This window comes from Candidatus Parvarchaeota archaeon (assembly GCA_016866895.1).
GTDB lineage: Archaea > Micrarchaeota > Micrarchaeia > Anstonellales > VGKX01 > VGKX01.
On sequence record VGKX01000223.1, the window covers coordinates 1 to 1233 of the forward strand.

Sequence of the window (1233 nt, forward strand, 5' to 3'; positions counted from 1 at the left end):
GCCCTGCCTGTTCTGGCCATTTACTTTTTCTTGCCGCCCATTGAGCATGAGGTGCATGCCTCGCACTGGCACAAAAACGGGCTGGCACCTGCAATAAGCAGAAAAGCGCCAAGTATCAGCCACGGGTCGTATTTTGGAAGCACGCCCATGCTTACAAGTATGAAAATGGCGCCGAAAATTATTTTCAGGAACTTTTTGCCTACGCAACATCCCATCAAATCTCTCTCCGCAAGCCTTGTCCAGCCTGCCTTCCTATTTGAATTTTAGGCGTATTTAAATCCGGCGGTCTTGCCAGATTTTATATATTTGAGTGGCTAAACGATTCATGCGTGTCTGCCCCCGTAGTATAACTTGGATAGAATGCGAGCTTGCGGAGCTTGAGATCAGGGTTCAAATCCCTGCGGGGGCGATACATATTTTTCTTACCCACTTCCCATCCATCATGCTTAATATTATTCAGCCTGTTCAGTTTGGGCCAGAGGATGCAGAAATTGTGCTTGCTTGAGTGAATGGTGCCCTTGGAAATAGAATTTGCGCATCCTGGGCTTAACTCTGGCAACTAAACTTTCTGGCGTGCCTATAAGAATATTGCAATTCTGGGAGGTTGTAATTATGGACGATGACGTTTGCTATATTTGCGATGGAAAATGCAGGGCTGTGGTCTCAAAGCAGCGCTACGAGGCCGGCCTGACAAAGTGCGGGGCAGCGGATTGCGACAGGTGCGGAATGCCGTTTAGGAAAACGACCATTATAAAGTAATCCAGCACGGCGTCCATTCCAAACCCTCCTTTTTATATACTTTTGGGGTGCATGAATAGCATTCACTCTACCTAGGTGAGATAATGCTCAAAAATTGCACTACATGCGGAAAACAGTCAAGGGAATACTCGGAATTCCTCTGCCCTGATTGCGGCAAGGCAAGCATCATTAGATGCGCCCACTGCAGGCAGATTTCAAACCCTTACAAGTGCCCTGAATGCGGCGCAGTCGGGCCCTAGAAAAATTCTTTTTGAGGAGGTCATTTCAAATGGGCCAAGTTGCAGTTGAACTGAAAATCATGCCTGAAGACATGGGCAAATTTGCGCAGCTAAAGCAGGAAGTTTCGGAAAAGCTCAAGCCTGCAAAGCTTGTCGAGCAGCCAATCGCATTTGGAATTGTAGCATTAATCGCAACATTTGTGATTGAGGATGCTGCAGGCGGCTCAGACGCACTTGAGCAGAAGGCGGCCGGTCT

At 47.8% G+C, this 1233-nt stretch carries 3 protein-coding genes and 1 tRNA gene; 3 read left to right on the forward strand and 1 reads right to left on the reverse strand.

Translation table 11 applies throughout. The features are described 5' to 3' along the window. Positions 1 to 20: 20 nt before the first annotated feature. The gene (locus FJZ26_06120; protein MBM3229982.1) at positions 21 to 215 is read right to left on the reverse strand and encodes a hypothetical protein; all 195 of its coding nucleotides are present in this window, start codon (positions 213 to 215) and stop codon (positions 21 to 23) included. A 120-nt stretch (positions 216 to 335) separates the two neighbouring features. On the opposite strand from FJZ26_06120, the gene FJZ26_06125 reads away from it, so the two are divergent. The 3 genes from FJZ26_06125 to FJZ26_06135 all read left to right on the forward strand — a co-directional run. Then, a tRNA-Arg gene (locus FJZ26_06125) sits at positions 336 to 409 on the forward strand. A gap of 433 nt (positions 410 to 842) precedes the next feature. Then, positions 843 to 998 carry a DUF1610 domain-containing protein gene (locus FJZ26_06130; GenBank protein MBM3229983.1) on the forward strand — a complete coding sequence of 52 codons (156 nt, stop codon included), beginning with the start codon at positions 843 to 845 and terminating at the stop codon, positions 996 to 998. Beyond that, on the forward strand, positions 977 to 1233 hold a 257-nt coding region (locus tag FJZ26_06135; protein MBM3229984.1), incomplete at its 3' end, for a hypothetical protein. The genes FJZ26_06130 and FJZ26_06135, both read left to right, overlap by 22 nt.

Excerpts from the sequence above, each read along its gene's own strand:
- FJZ26_06120 (MBM3229982.1), bottom strand. The coding sequence starts at position 215 with ATGGGATGTTGCGTAGGCAAAAAGTTCCTGAAAATAATTTTCGGCGCC.
- FJZ26_06130 (MBM3229983.1), top strand. The coding sequence starts at position 843 with ATGCTCAAAAATTGCACTACATGCGGAAAACAGTCAAGGGAATACTCG.